The following is a 20,077-nucleotide window of genomic DNA, read 5'->3' as shown; positions in this document are numbered from 1 at the left end:
GACCGGGCCGGGACGTGCGGGCGGGGCGTCACGGGCCGACGAAGACCGCCTTCGCCCGCCAGTCCACCCCGTCCACGGCGGGACCGCTGACCGTGGTGAACGCGCCGGTGGGCGCGCCGCCGGCCCAGGCGGTCGAGGCGAGCGCCCCGGTCGAGCGGCTGACCCGGTACAGAGTGCCGCCGGCGAGGAGGATCCCCCCGCTGTCGGCGAAGCCGGTGACCCCCGCGACGGTGAACCGCTCGGCGCCGACCGCGCCGCTGTCCGGGGTGAACCAGCGCCAGAACAGGCCGCCCTGACCGGACAGGGTGTAGTAGAGCCGGCCGGCGGTGTAGAACATGCCGGTCACGTTGGGGATCTCCGGGTAGAAGTTGACGGTCGAGCCGACGTACGTCTGCCCCTGCGGGCCGGAGTCCGTCACCACCGTGTCCCAGTACGCGTCGTGGTACGGGTCGACGAGGCTCGGCGCGCCGAACGCGGACCCGTCGAAGGTGCGCCGCCACAGCGCCCCGTTCATCCCGTAGAACAGGGTGCCGCCGACCCAGAACGCCCCCTTGGCCGTGGACCAGGCGGTGGCGTCCGGGTTGGCCACCGTGGTCGCCGCGCCGACCGCGCCAGCCCCGTCGTACGACCGGGCCTGCACCTCGTCGCCGGTGCCGCCCGGCGGCGGGCCGGTCTTGACGATCTCGATCGCGTTGACGAGCGGGTTCTCCACGACGTGCCCGAAATCGATGTCGACCGTGCCGTCGCTGACGATCGTGTACGACCGCATCGCGCCGACGTTGTGGCCGACGCTCCCGGACAGGTCGAGGTTGTCGAGCACCAGCGTGCCGTCCAGCGTCACGTCGAACACGCGGGAGCCGGGGGCGGCCGTGCCGTCGTACCGGTTGGCCAGGTAGAGGCGGACCTCGACCTCGGTGCCCGCGGGAACCGGGAAGTCCCACTCCATCTCGGGGCCGCCTGCGCCGTCGTACCGCTCGTCGCTGTACAGCGCGGCCGGGGTTCCGGCCGGTACGGTGCCGTCCAGGCTGCCGACCGGGGCGAACCCGGCGACGCTGCTACCCGTGTTGTGGTACGGGCTGGGGTTGCCGCCGTCGTCGGCGCTCCAGTCGGGCCCGTTGTCGCTGGCCGCGACCACCGGTCCGCCCGCGTTGACCCGGTACAGCACGTTCGTCGGCACCGGCACGCCGGCCTGGTACACCGTGCCGGGCAGGCCGGCGGTGGTGGTCGGGTGCGGGGCCTTTCCGCCGGTCAGCGGGAAGAACGCGATCCGCTCGCGGCGGTACTGGAAGTTGCCGATCCAGGACTGGTCGGAGCCGAGCCAGAGGCCCTGCGGGGTCACCAGCAGCTCGGCGACGCCGTAGCCGCGCGGGTGCCGGCCCGGGTTCCAGGACAGCGGCAGGCCGTTGCGCGGGTCGAGGGCGGCGATGCTGGCCCGGCCGATCGCGCCGGCCTGCGCGGCGTCCGAGCCGAAGCTGTTGTTGACCCAGCGCAGGTGGCCGCCGACGTAGACGGCCTGCTCGCTGATCCCCACGGAGAGGAACGTGTCGCCCCCGGAGAAGTTGGCCCAGGTGGGCTCCTGTCCGTCGCCGGTGGCCGCGGCCTCCCAGCGGGTGGCGGTGTCGCAGAGCGTGCCGCCGTGCGCCGCGCCGGTGGTGACCACGACGAAGTAGCTGCCGTCCGGCGCGAAGGCGACGTCGCGCATGTACGTGTCGAACGTCCAGTACGAGCAGCGTGGGGTGTACCGGCTGGTGTTCCAGTCGGCCACGGTGGCCGACGCCGCGCCGAGGTCGAACCGCACGATCTGGTCGTGCAGCACCCCGTCGGCCTTGCGGAAGTTGCCGATCACCACGAGCTGGGTGCCGTCCGGGGAGACCGCCAGCTTCTCGGCGCCGACGCCGGCCTTGGCCCCGCTGACGCCGTCCCAGTTGTGGTTCTCGGTGAGGGCGGTGGTGAGGTAGCCGTCGAGCGCGCCGGTGCTGGCGTTGAGCGACGCGAGCCCGCCCCGCGGGTTCGCGTTTCCGGCGGTGGTGAAGATGCCGCCCACGAGCAGCCGGTTGCCGGCCACGGCGACGTCGTTGACCAGTCCGTTGAACGCGGGCCCGGTGAAGCTGGTGACCGTGGCGCCGGTGGCGACGTCGACCACCGCCACCTTGCGCCGGGTGACCCCGTTGACGGTGTTGAACTTGCCGGCCAGGTAGACGGTGCCGGCGGTCGGGCCGGCGGCCACGTCGTACACCTCGCCGTCGACGGCCGGCGCGAACGCCGTGTCCACCGTGCCGGTGGCCTTGTCGAAGGCGAGCACGTAGTTGCGGGTGATGTCCACGTCGGAGTTGCGGTTCTGGACCTTGGTGAACGAGCCCGCCGCGATGATCTTGGCCCCGGCGTCGTGGATGGCGAAGACGGTGCCGTCGACGATGTCCGGCGACGCGGCGGACGGGACGGCGGAGACCACCGTGGCGTGGTCGGGGGCGGCGTGCGCCGCCGTCGCGACGGAGAGGCCGACGGCGGTCAGGGCGACCGCGGTGAGCCCCGCCAGCGTGCGGCGGACCTGGGCCGAGGGATGGGTCACGGGCAACTCCCGGAGCAAATACGGACGAGAAGGAACGACCCCGCGCGGGTGGCGTGACCGCCGGCCCGGCCCGGGGCGCGCGTCGTGCACAGTGGTGCCACCACACCTTCGCCCATGGAGCATCCGGCGTCCAGGGGCGCGGTCCTTTCTGCCGTGACGGCGAACTACCGGTCCGTCACGCCGCGCCCGCCGTGGGCCGGCGCGGTCCCGGCCGGCGCCGCGTCGGCGGCGGGCAGGGTCACCGTGACCTCCAGGCCACCCCCGGGCTGGGCGACGACCCGTACGGTGCCGCCGTGCGCGTCGCAGACCGCCCGGACGATGGACAGCCCGAGCCCCGACCCCCGGGCGCCGGTGCGCTCCTGCCCGCCCCGCCGGAACGGCTCGAACAGCCCCGGCACGTCCGCCTGGTTCACCTCGAACCCGGTGTTCCCGACCACCAGCCAGGACGAGCGGCCGTCCGACCCGGTACGCACCCAGATCCGGCCCTGCAGGTGGTTGTAGCGGACGGCGTTCTCGATCAGGTTGCCGGCCAGCCGGTCGAGCAGGCCCGGGTCGCCGACCACCGGGGCGGGCGCCAGCGCGGTCTGCACCCGCAGCCCGATCCGCTCCACCTCGCGGCGCACGGCGGACAGGGCGTTGGCGGTGCCGGCGGCGAGGTCGCACTCGGTGCGCCGGCCCAGCCGCCGGCCCGCCTGGGCCTCGCTGCGGGCGAGCACCAGCAGCGCGTCGACCAGGCTGTTGGCCCGCTCGGAGGCGTCCCGGACCACGGTGGCCATCCGGCGGTACTCGGCGGCGTCCGCCTCGTCGTCGCTGAGTGTCACGTCGATCTCGGTACGCATCACGGCCAGCGGCGTCCGCAGCTCGTGCGAGGCGTTGGCGACGAACCGCTTCTGCGCCTCGAACGCGTCGGCGATCCGGTCCAGCATGGCGTCGAACGTCTTGGCCAGCTCGGCCACCTCGTCGTCCGCCCCGGACCAGCCGATCCGCTGGTCGAGAGTGGCCTCGCCCAGCCGCTGGGCGGTCGCGGTGACCTGGTGCAGGGGGCGCAGCGCCCGCCCGGCCACCGCGTACGCGCCGGCCACCCCGACGACGCTGATCGCCGCCAGCGCCACGAGGCCCTTGGCCAGCAGTTCCCGGGAGGCCGCGTCGACGAGCTGCCGCTGCCACGTCGCGGCGTCCAGGGACCGGCCGTCGGCCAGCACCACCGTGGTGCCGGGGAGCAGCTCGTCGGTGGGGCGCAGCGCGTCGCGCACCAGCAGCCAGGCGAGCAGCACCATGATCGCCCCGGCGCCCACCAGCAGCACCCCGTTGAGCAGCGTGAGCCGCAGCCGCAGCGTGGGCCGCAGCCTCGCACTCATCGGGATTCCTCGGCGGTGCGGTAGCCCGCCCCGACGACCGTCTCGATCAGCGGCGGGTCGCCGAGCTTCCTGCGCAGGGTCATCACGGTGACCCGGACGATCGTGGTGAACGGGTCGGTGTTGGCGTCCCAGACCCGCTCCAGCAGCTCCTCGCTGGAGACCACCGCCCCGCGTGCCTTCAGCAGCTCGCAGAGCACCCCGAACTCCTTGTTCGTCAGGTCGACGGGCGCGCCGCCGCGGGTCACCACCCGGCGGGCCGGATCCAGCACCAGGTCGGCGACGGCGAGCACCGGCGGGGCGGCCGGGGTGGCCCGCCGACCGAGCGCCTGCACCCGGGCCACCAGCTCGTCGAACGCGAACGGCTTGGGCAGGTAGTCGTCCGCGCCGAGCTGCAGCCCCTCGACCCGGTCGGCGACCGTGCCGCTGGCGGTGAGCATGAGCACCCGGGTCAGGGTGCCGGAGGTGGCCAGCTCGGCGCAGATCTGGTCGCCGTGCATGCCGGGCAGGTCGCGGTCGAGCACCACCACGTCGTACCGGGTGACGAACGCCATCTCGTGGCCGGTGTCCCCGTCGTACGCGACGTCGACCGCCATGCCGCGCTTGCGCAGCCCCCGCGCGATCGCGTCCGCGAGGTTGCGCTCGTCCTCGACCACCAGTACCCGCATACCCGACCTCCTCGCCCCGCACCTCCCGACAACCTAGTGCCGGCCGCCAAACCAGCGTCCCACCCGGCCGGACCGGGCCGTCGTCGGCGGGCACCGACGCCGGGCGTTGCAGAAAACCTTCAGGCACGGGATGCGGCTGCGGGATCCTGGTCGAGCTGCGCGGCTGGCACGGCGACGCCCCGGCCACCGGCTGGTACGAGCTGGGCCGCGCGCCGCCGCCGGGGACCGGGCCGGTTGGGGCACCGTGCTGGACGTGCCCCGGTACTCGCAGCGGCTGCACGGCGGGCCGGAGCGCCGCTGGGGCGGCGGCGGGGACTCCTGGTGCAGCCCCACCAGCGTCGCCATGGTGCTGGACTGCTGGGGCGCCGGCCCCACCCCCGACCGGTACGCGTGGGTCACGCCGGCCGGCCCCCGGCCGGCGGTGACGCACGCCGCCCGGCACTGCTACGACCCGGCCTTCGGCGGGGCGGGCAACTGGGCGTTCAACACCCCGTACGCGGCACGGCACGGGGTGGACGCGTTCGTCACCCGGCTGCGGTCGCTCGCCGAGGCGGGCGCGTTCGTGGCCGCCGGGGTGCCGCTCGTGCTCGACCCGTACGCCCCGGACGACGCCGGGGTCCGCCGGACCGTGGACCGGCACCGGTTCGAGGCGGCCTGGCAGGGCGGCAGCGGCGGGATCGTGTACGTGATCCGGCCGCCCGACGTGCCGCTGCCCCCGCCGCCCGCCCAGCCCAACTGGTAGCCGGGGCGGCCTGGTGGACTGCCGACCGGCCGGACGGCAGCGGGACGCACCGGCCCGGCCGGGTCCACAAGCACCCGCCTGTACGATGGCGCGTCGTGGCTCTGCCGGTGGATGAACCCTCGCTGAACTCCGATCCCGCCCCCGTCGCGGCGCCGGCCACGGCGGCCGGACCCGACACGGCGCCCGCTCCGCGGCCGCCCCGGCGCCGACCGGCCCGCGCCGACGTTCTGGCCATCGGAGCCTATGTGCTCCTCGGCGTCCTGGTGTGCCTGAACTACTGGGGGGACGTCCAGCACCGGGTGTCGTCGCACCTGCCGACCGACCACAGCTGGTTCGAGTGGCTCTTCGCGCACGGCGCGTACTCGGTGCTGCACCTGGAGAACCCGCTGTTCACCACCCGCCAGAACGCCCCCGACGGGGTGAACATGATGGCGAACACGTCCCTGCTCGGGGCCACCATCCCGCTCGCGCCGGTGACCCTCCTGTTCGGACCGCAGGTGACGTACGCCCTCTACCTGGGCGGGGCCCTCACCGCGACCGCCGCCACCTCGTACTGGATGCTCTCCCGGCACCTGGTGCGCTCGCGCGCGGCGGCGTTCCTCGGCGGGGCGTTCCTCGGCTTCGCGCCCGGCATCGTCCACCACGCCAACGGGCAGCCCAACTTCGTGTCGAACTACCTGCTGCCGGTGATCGTGGCCCGGGTGCTGCGGCTGGGCGAGCCGGAGCGGAGCTGGCGGCGCGACGGCATCGTGCTCGGGCTGCTGGTGGCGTACCAGATCTTCGTCAACGAGGAGATGCTGCTGCTCACGGCGCTGGCCTGCCTGGTGGTCGTGCTGGCGTACGCGGCGCAGCGGCCGCGCGCGGCCTGGGCCCGCGCCCGGGGCTTCCTGGCCGCGCTCGGCCTCGGCGGCGGGCTCACCCTGCTGCTGACGGCCTACCCGGTCTGGTTCCAGTTCAACGGCCCGCAGTCCTACCGGGGCCTGCAGGGCGGGGTGTTCCACAGCTGGGGCGAGGACCTGGTGGCGTTCGTCACGTTCCCGCGGGACACGATCGCCGGCGACGAGGCGGTGGAGAAGACCATCGGGCTGACCGAGCAGAACACCTGGTTCGGCTGGCCGCTGGTGCTGGTCGCGCTGGTCGCCCTGGTGCTGCTGGTCCGCCGGTCGCTGGCGGCCCGGATCGTGGCCGTGCTCGTCGTGGTCTTCAGCGTCGCCGCGATCGGCCCGGTCGTGCGGTTCGACGGGGTGGAGACCGACGTCGACGGGCCGTGGAGCCACATCCCGGACGACCTGCCGCTGGTCGAGATGATGATGCCCACCCGGCTGGCCCTGGTGGTGGCCGCCGCCGTCGGCGTGCTGCTCGCCCTGGCCTGGGACGCGCTGGCCCGCACCGGCGCGCCGCGGGTGCCGGCCCCCCGCACCCCCGAGGCGGCGATCGCGCCGGCCCGCGCCGCCGGGCCCGCCCGCCGCTGGCTGCGCCCGGTCGGGTACGCGGCCCTCGCGCTCGCCGTGCTGCCGCTGGTTCCCCGGCCGCTGCCGGCCCAGCACGTCGACCCGCCGCCGCACTTCATCACGGCCGGCGGCTGGCGGCCGTACGTGCCGGAGGGCCGGACGCTGGTGCCGGTGCCGATCCCCAGCAACGTGCACGGCCTGCCCACCCTGCGCTGGAGCGCCCTGACGGGGCACGAGTTCCCGGTCCCCGGCGGCTACTTCATCGGCCCGAACGAGCTCGGCGAGGGCACCTTCGGCGCGCCGAACCGGCCGACCAGCACGCTGATCTACTCCACCATGGACTCCGGCACCCTCCCCGCGCTGACCGAGGAGAACCGCCGGCAGGCGGTGGCCGACCTGCGCTACTGGCGGGCGTCCGTGGTGGTGCTCGGCGCGCACCCGAGGGAGGGGGTCCTGCGGGAGCTGATGACCGCGCTGCTCGGACCGCCCCAGCGGGTCGACGACGTCTGGCTCTGGGACGTCCGCCCCCTCGGGTGAGGAGGGCACCTGCTCGCACGAGGGGCGACGGGTGCGCCGCCCTGGTGGTCAGCCCGCCAGGGCGCGCACGTCCCAGACCCACGCGCCGTCGACCTCGCGGCCGGGCCCGACGAGCTGGTCGACCGTACGGCGGACCGCGTCGCCCCGGTGCAGGCCGCCCTGGACGAGCACCGCGGCCCGCCAGTGGCGCAGGTCGGCCACCGCCTGCCGGCGGTCCGCATCCGTCACCACCGGAACCTCGCCGGTCTCGGCCACCCGGCGCAGCAGCAGCGAGGTGGGGCGGTCCGGGGCGCCCCAGCGGGCTGTCGCGTCGCCGGCGGAGCGGGGCCCGATGAAGTAGCCGCCCGGCGCCGGGAAGGCCAGCCCGGTCCGGGCCGACCAGAACGTCGCCGGGCTCGCCCCCGCGCCGGTGACCGGGGGCACGGGCACCAGCGTCCGCCCGGCCGGGACGTACGGCCGCCAGCCGCCGTCGGCGACGAACGCGGGCACCGGCCACGCCGGCACCGCGCGGATCGGCGTCGGGGCGAGCGGGAGCAGCGCGGCCGCCACCGCCCCGCCCACAGCAGCCGCACCGGCGGGCCCCGGCGGCGGCCCCGGCGCCCGACCGGACCCGGTCCAGCGAGAGCGCCACGAGCACCCCCAGCACCGGTACGCAGATCAGCGCGAACCGGGCCGGCACCGCGAGGTCGAGCAGCGGCAGCCCGGACACCAGCCGGTACGGGCCGGGCAGCCCCGTCGACGTGCCGTCCACCCGGATCGTGGTGCCGAGCGAGAGCAGGGCGGCCAGCGTCCCGACCACGGCCAGGGCCCGGACCAGCGGCCGGCGCCACAGCCAGACCACGATCACCACGACGAGCACGAGCAGCCCCGGCCCGAAGAAGGAGTTCTCCTCGCTGGGGTTCGGCGCCAACAGCCCCGGCAGGTGGTCGTCTCCGAGCACCGTCTGCCGGGCGGACGCGACGAACGAGGCCGCGTCGAGCCGGAACCCCGGCGCGTCGAAGGGCACCCCCCGGTAGTGCCCCGGCCCGAAGAACTGGAACCACAGCGGGTACGCCAGCAGGGGCGCCGCCACCAGCGCGCCGACGCCGAGCCGGCCCAGGAACGCCGGCGCCAGCCGGCGCGCGGTCGCCCGGTCGGCGAGGGCGTACGCGAGGGCCAGCGTGCCGGCGGCGAGCGCCAGGAAGACCAGCACCTCCTCGCCGAGGAACGCCTGGTACGCCACCAGCAGCCCGAGCGCGACCCCGCGCCGGCGTACCCGGTCGGGGCCCGGATGGAAGACCAGCGCGAGGATCGGCGGCACCAGGAACTGGGCGGCCATGTGCAGGTGCGCGCCGGCCTGGGCGACCATGCCGGGGCGAACCCGCAGCACAGCCCGCCGACCGCCGCGGCGGCCCGGGAGCCCACCAGCCGGCGGGCGAGCAGGACGTACCAGGCGGTGGCGGTGCCGGCGAGGCAGCCGACCACGGCCACCAGGAAGGCCGTCTGGGTGCCGAACGCCAGCGTCACGGGGGTCAGCGGGACGCCCAGCCCCAGCACCGAGGTGTTGGCCATCAGGTTCACGCCGCCGTCCGGGGCGTTCAGCGCGGCGCTGTGCAGCGGGTTCTCCGCGCCGGTGACCGCGCGCGCGGCCCAGGCCAGCATCCACTCGAACAGCATCTGGTCGTTGTCCTGGTGGAACAGCCGGTCCGGACGGCCCCACTGGCCGATCGTGAGCAGCACCGCGAGGCCGAGGTAGCCGGCGACCACGGCCGCGTCGACGCCGCGCACCGGCCGGCGCGCCCACCGGCGGCCCCCGACGGCGCCGGGGCGGGGCCGGCGTCCACGGCGTGCGCGGGAACGGCCGGGGTGGCCATCACGCGGAGGCGTCGGTCAACGTCCGGACGTCCCAGACCCAGACGTCCAGTTCCCGGCGCGCCGGGCCGACGAGCTGCTCGACCGTACGCCGCAGCGGCTCGGCGTTGTGCTGGCCCACCGGGAGCACCAGGACGGCGGCCCGCCAGTGCCGCAGCTCGTCCAGCGAGCGGCGGCGCTGGCGGTCGTCGAGCTTCGGGGTCCGGCCGGTGGTGGACACCTCGTCCAGCAGCTCGCCGAGGCCGCTGGGCCGGCCGCCGAAGCGGCCCGGGTCGCCGGTGTTGCCGTTGCGCGGGGCGAGGAAGTAGCCGCCGGGGATCTTGAAGTCGAGGTTGGTGGACGCCGCCCAACGCATCCCGTGCGTGTTGCCCATGCTCGGCACCGGGATCGGCACCAGGGTCTGGTCCGGCCCGACGTACTCGCGCCACCGGTCGGCGGTGATGAAGTGCGGCACCGGCGGACGCGAGGTGACGTTCAGCGGCATCGGCGCGATCGGCAGCAGGGCCGCGACCAGGGTGCCGACCGTGAGCGTACGCACGGTGCGCGCGTCGGCCGGCCGCAGCGACCAGACCCGGTCGACCGCCAGCGCCAGCAGCACCCCGACCACCACCGCGGTGATCATGCCGAAGCGGGTGGGCACCACGGCGTCGAGCAGCGGCAGCCGCACCAGCCACTCCCACGGGCCGGTGAACAGCTCCCGGTCCCACCAGGAGACCCGCTCGCCGAGGGAGAGCACCGCGAAGAACACCCCGGTCGCCGCGAGCGCCCGGACCAGCGGCTCCCGGCGCAGCCAGAGCACGATGCCGACCGCCAGCAGCGCGAGGGTCCAGCCGAAGAAGGCGTTCTCCTCGGAGTAGTTCGGAGCCAGGTTGACGTTGGCCCGCTGGTGGCCGCCCAGCGTCGGCGAGCCGGGGGCGAAGAACGCGGCGATGTCGTTGCCGTAGTCACGGACCGCGTCGCTGAGCCCGTGGTATGCCATCGGCCCGGCGAACTGGACGTACAGCGGGTACGCCAGCAGCGACCCGGCCAGCAGGACGCAGACCGCCAGCGCGACGCCCAGCGGTCGCCACGCCGCCGACCACAGCGCCGGCCGCTGCACCAGCATCGCGGTCAGGAAGACCCCGCAGGCCAGCGCGGTGAAGAGCAGGATCTCCTCGTTGATGAACGCCTGCGCGGTGACCAGCAGGGCCAGCAGCGCGCCGTCGCGGACGGGCCGCCGCGACCGGGTGACGACCAGCACCCGCCACACGATGAACGGCAGCAGGAACTGGGAGATGATGTTCGGGTGCCAGCTGGCGTGCGAGAGCATGGCCGGCGAGAACCCGCAGAACCAGCCTCCGACGGCGGCCGCCAACGGGGTGCGTACGACGTGCCGGGAGAGCACCCGGTACCAGGCGGCGGCCGTCCCGGCGAGGCCGAGCGTGACCAGCACCACGAACGACACGGCCGGTCCGAACAGGAGGGTCACCGGCACCATCGGGATGCCGAGCGCCAGGATGGCCGTGTTGGCCATCAGGTTGACCCCGTCCGGGTAGTTGAACTGGTCGGTGTAGAACGGGAACTCCCCGTGCAGCACCACCCGGACCGAGTGGGCGAGGAAGAACTGCACCTGCGCCGGGTCGCTGCTGTAGAACGACGCGACCCGGCCGGCCGGGTCGGCCCAGATCTGGCTGGTCACCCAGAGCGCGGCGAGCAGGAACAGGCCGTAGACGGCGAGGTCACGCCGCCGGCTCGTCCACCGCCACCGCCGGCCGGCCCGGGCCGGGGACGTCGTGTCGTCGGCCCCGCCCACGGGCGGTTCCACAAGGGACGTCCGCTCGACCAGGGTGACCGGCGCGGACGGAACATCCGGGGGCTCGGCGAGGGCGGTGCCGGCCGGGGCCGCGGGGCCCACGGGAGCGTCGGGAACCAGCGGGGAGTCTCCACGGGGCTCGGCATGGGTCACAGTCGGCGGAGTCTACCGGAGCCGGACAATGGCCGGAAAACCACCGGTGAGTCCTATGTGGCCTGCCCCGGCCGCCCGCGCGACCGGCCGATGCGGCGGCAGGTGCCGCCCGACGGTCTCGTACCATGTAGGACGCGAATTCACGACCGGGCGACGCGATCGGGGGCGGATCAGGTGGCTGCAGTCCGCCGGCGCGGCAGAACGGCCACGGCACTGCTCGCCGTGCTGCTGGCCACGACGGCCTGCGGCCCCGTGGCCGACCGGAAGCTGGACGTCCTGCCCGTCGGCTACGACAGCCTGGACGGATCGCTGCGGGTGTGGCCCGCCCGGGGCGGGCTGGCCGGCGAGGCGGCCGCGACGGCGGCGGTCACCGAGGCCGTACGATCCTGGCGCTCCCCCGCCGACGACCGGGCCCACCTGCCCTCGTCGGGGATCCTCTGGTCCGGCGAGGTCGACGGCGTCCCGCTGGCCCTGGTCGCCGCGGACGTTCCGGGCGAGAGCGCCTCCTGGCTGCTGCAACTGACCCGCGACGGCGACCGGTACGCGGTTCGCCGGGCCGTCGAGTACACCGACCCCGGTTACCTCGTCTACTCCGACGTGCTGCCCGTGCAGACCGACCGGGGCCGGCGCTACCTGCTCTCGGGGCGGGTGGAGCGGCTGCTCGGGCCCAAGGGGCGGGCCCTGGCCAGCCGGGACGGGCTGACCGATCCGGCGGACGTGCCGGCCTGCCGGGCGGTGCCGCTGACCGCGACGCTGCGGGCCACCCAGTCGCTGCCGCGCGGCCGGGCCGCGGACCGCCTGCTCGACCTCGGTACGGCCACCATCGACCCCCGCTATCCCCTGGTCCGGGACGAGACCGGCTCCGGCCGGCGGGCCCTGGACGGCCTGGACACCTGCGTGCTCGCCGACGAGCAGGGGCCCTTCGGCAGCATCCCCCGCCGGATCGGCGACCGCGACGCGCCCCGCTCCGTGCCGGAGTCCTGGCCGTTGGGCAGGGTGAGCGTCCGCGCGCTCGGCGAAGTGGCCCTGGGCGGCGGCGACCCGGCCGGCCTGGAGCAGCTGAGCTGGGAGACCGACGCCGGCACGATGACAGCGGTGGTCTACCGGCCGGCCGATGATGGCGCGCCGGTGGTCTCACCGGCCGACCGGGCCAACCCGCTGCAGGCGTACGCGCTGCCGGTGCCGGGCCAGCCGCTGGTGGCGCTGACCTGGCGGTCCGACCGGTACAGCTCGCTGTCGGTGCCGCCGGGCACCCCCCGGCTGGTGGACCGGCCCGGGCTGGTGGTGGTGCCGCAGCCGACGGCCAAGTCGACGTTCAGCCTGGCCGGCGCCGAGAAGACGTACTACCGCTCGGTGGGCGGTCGCTGACCAGCACGGCCGGCTGACCCGGGAAGCCGGCCTCCCGTCCAGGGCGACGATGTCGGCGACACGGGGCCATCCCGAGCGGCTGCACCCCGCCATATCGGCGACACGGGCCCCGCCTCGACCCCCAAGGCGCCGAGACGAGACGGGGCCCGTGTCTCAGTTCGCGTCGCCCGCGGACAGGCGGACCGGCTCGACCGGCTGGGCGTCCAGGCCGGAGATCCACCCGGTGACGTCGCGGGCGACGTCCTGGGCGGTGAGGCGCAGGTCGGCGAGGATCTGCGCGCGGGTGCCGTGCGGATGCCAGGCGGCCGGCACGCCCAGGTCGCGCAGCGGCACCCGGACGTCGGCGTCCCGCATGGCCTGGGCGAGGGCGTCCCCGACGCCGCCGACGCGTACGCCGTCCTCGACCGTGACGACGAGGCGGTGCTCCGCGGCCAGCCCGACGAGCTCGGCCGGGACGGGGCGGACCCAGCGCGGGTCGACCACCGTCACGCCGTAGCCCTGCTCGGCGACCCGGGCGGCGACCTCCATGCCGAGTTGGCCGAACGCGCCGACCGCGACCAGCAGCACGTCGGTACGCGTCGACTCGCCCAGCACGTCGACCGTGCCGATCCGGCGCACGGCCGGCAGGTCGGCGGCGACGCCGCCGGTCGGGAACCGGACGATCGTGGGGCCGTCGTCCACGGCGACCGCCTCACGCAGCTCCTCGCGGAGGCTGGCGGCGTCGCGGGGGGCGGCGATGCGCAGGCCGGGCACCACGCCGAACACCGACATGTCCCACATGCCGTAGTGGCTCGGCCCGTCCGGGCCGGTGATGCCGGCCCGGTCCAGCACGAACGTCACCGGCAGCTTGTGCATCGCCACGTCCAGCAGGACCTGGTCGAAGGCCCGGTTGAGGAACGTCGCGTAGACCGCCACGACGGGGTGCAGGCCACCGAGGGCCAGGCCGGCCGCCGAGGTGGCGGCGTGCTGCTCGGCGATGCCGACGTCGTACACCCGGTTGGGGTACTTGCGGGCCAGCTTCGCGATGCCGGTCGGCTCCGCCATCGCGGCGGTGATGCCCACCACGTCGGGCCGCTCGTCGGCGATGGCGACCAGCTCGTCGGCGAAGACGTGCGTCCACTTCACCGACGGGGCGGCGGTCGCCTTGCCGGTGGCGATGTCGAAGGCGCCGGGGCCGTGGAAGCAGTCCGCCTCGTCCTCCTCGGCGGGGCGGTAGCCGTAGCCCTTGCGGGTGACGGCGTGCACGATCACCGGGCCGCCGAAGTTCTTCGCCGCGCGCAGCGCCGACTCGACGGCGGCCACGTCGTGGCCGTCGACCGGGCCGACGTACTTGATGCCCAGGTCCTCGAACATGGCCTGCGGGGCGACCGCGTCCTTGATGCCCTTCTTGACCGCGTGCAGCACCTCGTACATCGGCCTGCCGACCAGCGGGGTCGAGCCGAGGGCCTCCTTGACGGTGTCGAGCACCTTCTCGTAGCCGGGATTGAGCCGCAGCGCCGAGAGGTGGTCGGCGAGGCCGCCGATGGTCGGGGCGTACGACCGGCCGTTGTCGTTGACCACGATCACGAGGGGGTTGCCGGCGGTGGCGATGTTGTTCAGCGCCTCCCAGCACATGCCGCCGGTCAGCGCGCCGTCACCGACGACGGCGACCACGCCGCGCTGCTCGCCCCGCAGCGCGTACGCCTTGGCCAGGCCGTCGGCGTAGGACAGCGCGGTGGAGGCGTGCGAGTTCTCGATGACGTCGTGCTCGCTCTCGGCCTGGCTCGGGTAGCCGGAGAGGCCGCCGCGCTGGCGCAGCCGGTCGAAGCCGGCCTGCCGCCCGGTGATGATCTTGTGCACGTACGCCTGGTGCCCGGTGTCGAACAGGAAGCGGTCCCGCGGCGACTCGAAGACCCGGTGCATCGCCAGCGTCAGCTCGACCACGCCCAGGTTGGGGCCGACGTGCCCGCCGGTGCGGGAGACCTTGGCGATCAGGAAGTCGCGGATCTCGGCGGCGAGGATGTCCAGTTGTTCCCCGGACATTCTCTTCACGTCCTGCGGACCGCGCACCGTGGCCAGCAGCCGACCGTGGTTGGCCGTGTCCTCTTCAACACTCATGACCGAAGAGTCTATCGGCCGCCCGGCACCCCGCAGCCTGGCCGTGACTCCCGCCGCCTGATCGGGCGGACAGTCACACGGCTATGACCAGCCGCCGGGGCGGGGTCGCCGGCGGGGCGGACCGGGCCGGTCCGGCCGGCGTCCACGAGCCGAGCACGGCGGCCTCCCGGGCCCCGGTCACCGACGGGATCGCCCCCGGCAGGCCGTGCCAGGACAGCCACCCGAGCAGGGCGAACGCGTACGCCTCCTTGGCCTGGGTGGGCACGCCCAGCTCGTCGCTGGCGCGCAGCCGCCACCGCCCGTCGCCGAGGGCGGCCAGCCGCCGCCGCAGGGTGGGATTGCGCACCCCGCCGCCCGCGGCGACCACCTCGGCGACCCCGTGCCGGTCGCACTCGGCGGCGACCGTCCGGGCGGTCAGCTCGGTGAGCGTGGCCAGCACGTCGTCGGGGTCGACGGGGGCGCCGAGCGCGGCGAGCTTCGCGTCCAGGTAGCCGGCGTGGAACAGCTCCTTCCCGGTGGACTTCGGCGGCGGCGCGGCGTAGTACGGCTCGGCGAGCAGCAGCTCCAGCAGGCCCGGGTGGACCCGACCGGCCGCCGCGCGGGCCCCGTCGAGATCGCAGGGGCGGCCCAGGAACCGCCGGGCGGCCGCGTCGAGCAGCGCGTTTGCGGGACCCACGTCGTACCCGAGGACGGGGGCGGCCGGGGCGACCACGGTGAGGTTGGCGATGCCACCCAGGTTGAGCGCCGCCCGCGGCGGCCCGGACCCCGCCTGGAGCAGCAGCGCGTCGAACGCCGGGACCAGCGGCGCGCCCTGCCCGCCGGCCGCGACGTCGGCCGCGCGCAGGTCCGACAGCACCGGTACGCCCACCCGCGCCGCCACCCGGGCCGGCGCGCCGAGCTGGAGGGTGCCCCGCGCCCGCCCGCCCTCCACCCAGTGGAACACGGTCTGGCCCGGCGACACGACCGCGTCGACCCGCCCGCCGGCCAGCACGACGCCGCGCGCCGTCGCCTCGGCGAACACCTCGCCGAGGCGGTTGTCCAGCCGGCAGACCGCCTCGATGCTGGTGGGGTTGGGCGGCAGCAGCGCCCCGATCTCCGCCCGCAGCCCGTCGTCGTAGTCCAGGCTGACGTGGCCGAGCGGCCGCAGCCGCAGCGTCTCCCCCTCGACGGCGAACTCGGCCGCCACGACGTCCACCCCGTCGTACGACGTCCCCGACATCAACCCGACGATCCGCACGGGCTCACCGCCCCGTGCCGGCCGGCGGCAGCAGCAGGCCGACCAGCTCCACGTGCTGGGTCATCGGGAACAGGTCGAAGCCGCGCAGCTCCGCGAGCCGCCACCCGGCCCCGGCGAACGTCCGGACGTCCCGGGCGAAGGCGGCCGGGTCGCACGCCACGTACGCCACCGCGCGCGGGCACGCCACGACCAGGTCCCGCACCACCCGGGCGCCGGCCCCGGTGCGCGGCGGGTCCAGCACCACCAGGTCGACCGGGCCGGTGACCCGGCGGCGCGCCAGCGCGGTCTCCACCCGGGCCGCCACCACCTCGACCCGCGGCAGGTCCCGCAGGTTCTCCCGGGCGGCGGCCACGCCGTCCGCGGCGGACTCGACCAGGGTGATCCGGGCGTCCGGGCCGACCCGGCCGGCGAGCGCGGCGGCGAACAGCCCCGCCCCGCCGTAGAGGTCCCACGCCGACTCGCCCGGCCGCGGGTCGAGCAGGTCGAGCACCGCGTCGACCAGGGTGTCCGCCGCGGCGGGGTGCACCTGCCAGAAGCCGGACGCGGGCACGGTCCACTCGCGGCCGGCGGCCACCTCGCGTACGGCGGCCGGCCCGCTGACCGGGGTCGGCACCCCGTCGGCGAGCGCGGCGACGGTGACGTCCCCGCCGGTGGAGGCGACCGTCTCGACCGCGTCCGCGTCGGGCCAGCGGGCCCCGCTCGGGGGAAGCACCGGCAGCTCCTGGATCGCGGGGTGGGCGATCAGGCAGCGGTCGATCGGCACCACCTCGTGCGAGCGGTGCTTGAGCAGCCCGGCCCGGCCGGCGGCGTCGACGGCGTAGCGGACCCGGGACCGCCAGCCCAGCTGGCCGCCGGGCAGCGCCGCGACCCGGACCCCGAGCCGGTCGACCTCCGCCTCGGTGAGCCCGGCGAGCCGGGTGAGCTGCTCGCGGACCACCGCCGCCTTCCAGTCCAGCTGGGCCTCGGGGGCGACGTGCTGCAGGTCGCAGCCGCCGCAGCGGCCCGGCTTCGCGTACGGGCAGGGCGGCTCGACCCGCTGCGGCGCGGCGTCGAGCACCGTGACCGCGTCGGCCCGGACGAACCCCCGGTGCACCTCGGTCACCTCGGCCACCACCCGCTCACCCGGCAGCGCGTGCCGGACGAAGACCACCTGGCCGTCCACCCGGGCGACGCAGTGCCCGCCGGGGGCGACCGCGTCCACGGTCAGCTCGACCCGCTCGGCCTCCTCCAGGCCGCGCCGCTCGCCGTCGGCCGGCGGCGCCGACCGGGCCCCGCCGGCCTGACGCGTCAGCGGGTCGGCGGCAGAGGACGCCGGCCCGGCCCCGCCGGCCCGGTGCGCCGGCTCGGACCCGCCGCGCGGGCGCGTCACGGCCGGCCGCCGTCGGCCGGGCCGTCCTCGCGGCGGCGCGGGGCGGAGTCGATCGGCGGCACCTGCGGCGGCAGGGTGCTGCGGGGGGCGACCCGGGGGCCCCGGGCCGGTCCCCGGCTCAGCGTCGCGTCCAGCCGGCTCAGGTCCTTGCCGGCGGTCGACGCGAGCTGCCACGGCACGCTGGTCACCATCACGCCCGGCTCGAACAGCAGCCGCCCCTTCAACCTCAGCGCGCTCTGGTTGTGCAACAGGTTCTCCCACCAGCGACCGACGACGTACTCGGGGATGAAGACGGTGACCACGTCGCGCGGCGACTCCCGGCGGATGTTGGCCACGAACTCGATGATCGGCCGGGTGATCTCCCGGTACGGCGAGTCGATCACGGTCAGCGGCACCGGCAGCTCCCGCCGTTCCCAGTCGTCCTGGAGGTCACGGGTGTCCTTCTCGTCGACGTTGACCGTCACCGCGGTCAGCGTGTCCGGCCGGGTGGCCCGGGCGTACGCGATGGCCCGCAGGGTCGGCTGGTGCAGCTTGCTGACCAGCACGACGGCGTGGTTGCGGGCGGGCAGCACGCCCCGCACCTCGGTCGGCTCCAGCTCGGCGGCGACCCGGTCGTAGTGCCGGCGGATGGCCAGCATCAGCAGGTAGATCACGGCCATCGCGGCGATGGCGATCCACGCGCCGAGCAGGAACTTGGTGATCAGGACGATCACCAGCACGGTGCCGGTGAGCGCCATGCCGAAGCCGTTGATCGCCCGCGACCGGTGCATCCGACGGCGGGCCTCCGGGTCCCGCTCGGTGCGCAGGTGCCGGTTCCAGTGCCGGATCATGCCGGCCTGGGAGAGGGTGAACGAGACGAAGACGCCGACGATGTAGAGCTGGATCAGCCTGGTCACCTCGGCCTGGAAGCCGACGATCAGCACCACCGCGAAGACGGCGAGGAACACGATGCCGTTGGAGAACGCCAGCCGGTCGCCCCGGGTGTGCAGCTGCCGGGGCAGGTAGCGGTCCTGGGCGAGGATCGAGCCGAGCACCGGGAAGCCGTTGAACGCGGTGTTCGCGGCCAGGAAGAGGATCAGCGCGGTCATCCCGGCGACGACGTACAGCAGCACCGACCCGGCGCCGAAGACCGTCTCGCCGAGCTGGGTGGTGACGGTCTTCTGCACGTACCCGGCGGGGCCGGAGACGATCTGGGTCTTCGGGTCCTCCACGAACTGCAGGCCCGTGGCATGGGCCAGCAGGATGATCCCGACCAGCATGGACACCGCGATGGAGCCGAGCAGCAGCAGCGTGGTGGCGGCGTTGCGGCTCTTCGGCGCCTTGAACGCCGGCACGCCGTTGGAGATCGCCTCCACGCCGGTGAGCGCCGCGCACCCGGAGGAGAACGTGCGCAGCAGCAGGAAGACCAGGGCGAACCCGGCGACGCTGTGCTCGGCCTGGATCTCCAGCCCGGCGCTCGGGGCGCGCAGGTCGTGGCCGAGGACGAAGATCCGGACCAGGCCGGTGAGCAGCATCCCGCCGATGACGATGACGAAGCCGTACGTCGGGATGGCGAACGCGGTGCCGGACTCGCGCAGGCCGCGCAGGTTGATCGCGGTGAGCAGCACCACCGCGACGACCGCGATGAGCACCTTGTGGGTGGCCACGAACGGCACGACGGAGCCCAGGTTGGCCACCCCGGAGGAGACCGAGACAGCCACGGTGAGCACGTAGTCGACCAGCAGCGCGCTGGCCACCGCGACACCGGCCCGCGGCCCCAGGTTGACCGTGGCCACCTCGTAGTCGCCGCCGCCGGAGGGGTAGGCGTGCACGTTCTGCCGGTAGCTGGCGACGACCGTGAGCATCACCACGACCACGGCCAGGGCGATCCACGGCGAGAGCAGGTACGCCGACGCGCCCGCGATGGACAGCGTCAGCAGGATCTCGTCGGGGGCGTACGCGACGCTGGACAGCGCGTCGGAGGCGAAGACGGGCAGCGCGATGCGCTTCGGCAGGAGGGTGTGCTGGAGCCGGTCGGACCGGAACGGTCGACCGAGGAGAAGCCGCTTCAGCAGCGAGGTGGGACTGGCCACAAGCGCTAAGGGTACGACCATCGGGGCGTGGTCGAGGGGGTGGCTGATCACGGGGGCCGGGCCCGGGCGCGGTACCGTCGTCCCCCGCTGGCGTGCGGAACGTGGCAGGCTCGCAGTGCAGCGGGTGCGCGCACCTTGGGAGGGACACCGTGCATGTCGTGATCATGGGCTGCGGCCGGGTCGGCTCGACCCTCGCCCACAGCCTGGAGTCCCGGGGGCACTCGGTCGCGGTGATCGACCAGGACGCCGACGCCTTCCGCCGGCTCAGCCCCGACTTCGCCGGCATCACCGTCACCGGTGCCGGCTTCGACGGCGAGGTGCTGCGGCAGGCCGGCATCGAGCGGGCGGACGCCTTCGCCGCGGTCTCCAGCGGCGACAACTCCAACATCATCTCCGCCCGGCTGGCCCGCGAGACGTTCGGCGTCTCCCGGGTGGCCGCCCGGATCTACGACCAGCGCCGGGCGCAGGTCTACGAGCGGCTGGGCATCCCGACCGTCGCCACCGTGCGGTGGACCGCCGACCGGATGCTGCGGCACCTGGTCCCGGAGGGCAACGTCGAGATCTTCCGGGACCCGACCAGCACGGTCTCGATCATCGAGGTGCCCGTACACAAGGACTGGATCGGGCGCCCGCTGCGGGCGCTGGAGGAGACGGCCGGGGCGCGGGTGGCCTACCTGACCCGCTTCGGCATCGGCACGCTGCCCACCGGGTCCAGCGTCGTGCAGGAGGGCGACCAGGTCTTCATGCTGGTCACCGACGACATCATGGCGTCGGTCACGTCGGCGGCCGGGAGCCCGCCGGAAGGAGCGCACTAGA

Annotated in this window: 15 protein-coding genes; 6 read left to right on the top strand and 9 right to left on the bottom strand. The window is 75.0% G+C overall.

The window, feature by feature from the left end:
- Positions 1–28: 28 nt before the first annotated feature.
- The 3 genes from JD77_RS20135 to JD77_RS20125 all read right to left on the bottom strand — a co-directional run bounded on the left by JD77_RS20135 (position 29) and on the right by JD77_RS20125 (position 4,592).
- Positions 29–2,569, bottom strand: a complete 2,541-nt coding sequence (locus JD77_RS20135) for a malectin domain-containing carbohydrate-binding protein (protein WP_145775716.1) — start codon at positions 2,567–2,569, stop codon at positions 29–31.
- 164 nt (positions 2,570–2,733) lie between these two features.
- Positions 2,734–3,933 carry a sensor histidine kinase gene (locus JD77_RS20130; RefSeq protein WP_211372830.1) on the bottom strand — a complete coding sequence of 400 codons (1,200 nt, stop codon included), beginning with the start codon at positions 3,931–3,933 and terminating at the stop codon, positions 2,734–2,736.
- Positions 3,924–4,592, bottom strand: coding sequence for a response regulator transcription factor (locus tag JD77_RS20125; RefSeq protein ID WP_145775714.1), 669 nt, complete (start codon positions 4,590–4,592; stop codon positions 3,924–3,926). Before JD77_RS20125 ends, JD77_RS20130 begins: the two co-directional genes overlap by 10 nt.
- 253 nt (positions 4,593–4,845) lie before the next feature.
- On the opposite strand from JD77_RS20125, the gene JD77_RS20120 reads away from it, so the two are divergent.
- Positions 4,846–5,334 (top strand): C39 family peptidase, encoded by a 489-nt coding sequence (locus JD77_RS20120; RefSeq protein WP_246140775.1) that lies wholly within the window; start codon positions 4,846–4,848, stop codon positions 5,332–5,334.
- A 122-nt stretch (positions 5,335–5,456) separates the two neighbouring features.
- A complete protein-coding gene (locus JD77_RS20115) occupies positions 5,457–7,322 on the top strand; it encodes a hypothetical protein (RefSeq protein ID WP_387226514.1) in 1,866 nt (621 codons plus the stop codon).
- 48 nt (positions 7,323–7,370) lie between these two features.
- Here JD77_RS20115 and JD77_RS33810 read toward each other — a convergent pair whose 3' ends face one another.
- Positions 7,371–7,883 (bottom strand): hypothetical protein, encoded by a 513-nt coding sequence (locus JD77_RS33810; protein ID WP_246140774.1) that lies wholly within the window; start codon positions 7,881–7,883, stop codon positions 7,371–7,373.
- Between the two features lie 179 nt (positions 7,884–8,062).
- On the opposite strand from JD77_RS33810, the gene JD77_RS33805 reads away from it, so the two are divergent.
- Together JD77_RS33805 and JD77_RS33800 are read left to right on the top strand one after the other, a co-directional pair.
- Positions 8,063–8,338: a hypothetical protein gene (locus tag JD77_RS33805; RefSeq protein ID WP_246140773.1), complete on the top strand. Its 276-nt coding sequence runs from the start codon at positions 8,063–8,065 to the stop codon at positions 8,336–8,338.
- On the top strand, positions 8,338–9,057 hold the full coding sequence (locus tag JD77_RS33800; RefSeq protein ID WP_246140772.1) for a hypothetical protein: 720 nt from the start codon (positions 8,338–8,340) through the stop codon (positions 9,055–9,057). The genes JD77_RS33805 and JD77_RS33800 overlap by 1 nt, the downstream gene beginning before the upstream one ends.
- Before the next feature lie 117 nt (positions 9,058–9,174).
- Here JD77_RS33800 and JD77_RS20105 read toward each other — a convergent pair whose 3' ends face one another.
- On the bottom strand, positions 9,175–11,067 hold the full coding sequence (locus tag JD77_RS20105) for a DUF6311 domain-containing protein (protein WP_387226482.1): 1,893 nt from the start codon (positions 11,065–11,067) through the stop codon (positions 9,175–9,177).
- 225 nt (positions 11,068–11,292) lie between these two features.
- On the opposite strand from JD77_RS20105, the gene JD77_RS20100 reads away from it, so the two are divergent.
- Positions 11,293–12,486 carry a hypothetical protein gene (locus tag JD77_RS20100; RefSeq protein WP_145775710.1) on the top strand — a complete coding sequence of 398 codons (1,194 nt, stop codon included), beginning with the start codon at positions 11,293–11,295 and terminating at the stop codon, positions 12,484–12,486.
- 153 nt (positions 12,487–12,639) lie between these two features.
- Here JD77_RS20100 and dxs read toward each other — a convergent pair whose 3' ends face one another.
- From dxs to JD77_RS20080, 4 genes are all read right to left on the bottom strand, one after another.
- Positions 12,640–14,583 carry a 1-deoxy-D-xylulose-5-phosphate synthase gene (dxs, locus tag JD77_RS20095; RefSeq protein WP_145775709.1) on the bottom strand — a complete coding sequence of 648 codons (1,944 nt, stop codon included), beginning with the start codon at positions 14,581–14,583 and terminating at the stop codon, positions 12,640–12,642.
- A gap of 73 nt (positions 14,584–14,656) precedes the next feature.
- Entirely contained in the window at positions 14,657–15,820 is a 1,164-nt protein-coding gene (locus tag JD77_RS20090) for an anhydro-N-acetylmuramic acid kinase (protein ID WP_145775708.1), read from the bottom strand.
- Positions 15,821–15,824: 4 nt separating this feature from the next.
- The gene (locus JD77_RS20085) at positions 15,825–17,111 is read right to left on the bottom strand and encodes a class I SAM-dependent RNA methyltransferase (RefSeq protein WP_387226517.1); all 1,287 of its coding nucleotides are present in this window, start codon (positions 17,109–17,111) and stop codon (positions 15,825–15,827) included.
- Positions 17,112–17,185: 74 nt separating this feature from the next.
- Positions 17,186–19,261 (bottom strand): APC family permease, encoded by a 2,076-nt coding sequence (locus tag JD77_RS20080; RefSeq protein ID WP_145775707.1) that lies wholly within the window; start codon positions 19,259–19,261, stop codon positions 17,186–17,188.
- Positions 19,262–19,410: 149 nt separating this feature from the next.
- On the opposite strand from JD77_RS20080, the gene JD77_RS20075 reads away from it, so the two are divergent.
- Positions 19,411–20,076 carry a potassium channel family protein gene (locus JD77_RS20075; protein WP_145775706.1) on the top strand — a complete coding sequence of 222 codons (666 nt, stop codon included), beginning with the start codon at positions 19,411–19,413 and terminating at the stop codon, positions 20,074–20,076.
- Position 20,077 lies beyond the last annotated feature (1 nt).

The sequence above is a fragment of the Micromonospora olivasterospora genome, assembly GCF_007830265.1.
Taxonomy (GTDB): domain Bacteria; phylum Actinomycetota; class Actinomycetes; order Mycobacteriales; family Micromonosporaceae; genus Micromonospora; species Micromonospora olivasterospora.
The sequence above is the reverse complement of the archived record's forward strand: the minus strand, read 5'-3'. Positions and strand labels throughout refer to the sequence as shown.